The sequence below is a fragment of the Microvirga sp. HBU67558 genome, assembly GCF_018069605.1.
GTDB lineage: Bacteria > Pseudomonadota > Alphaproteobacteria > Rhizobiales > Beijerinckiaceae > Microvirga > Microvirga terrae.
The window spans coordinates 1-274 of sequence record NZ_JAGPUP010000085.1 but is presented as its reverse complement, the minus strand read 5'-3'; the positions used below and the strand labels follow the sequence as shown (position 1 = coordinate 274).

1 pseudogene is annotated in these 274 nt (G+C 58.8%); it reads right to left on the bottom strand.

Going from position 1 to position 274, the window contains the following annotated elements:
* A pseudogene (locus tag KBI52_RS00335) lies at positions 1-274 on the bottom strand (sugar ABC transporter permease); the annotation flags it as partial.

Here is a 274-nt window from a genome sequence, read left to right as displayed (position 1 = left end):
TGCCCTCTTCAAATCACGTCTTGCGACCAGACCCGCATAGAGAAACCAGCACATGACGATGGTCAGATAGAGTGTGATGAGAGACATGGCCGACCCATAGCCATAATCGGTCTTTGGAAAGACGACCCGCCAGATGTGGAGCCCGATATAGCGGGTGGCCGCCCCCGGCCCGCCACCGGTCAGCATCCAGACTTCGTCGACCGTGCGGAGCGCATCCATCATTCGGATGAACACGGTAGCGAGGATGGCAGGCTTCAGGAGAGGCAGCGTGATG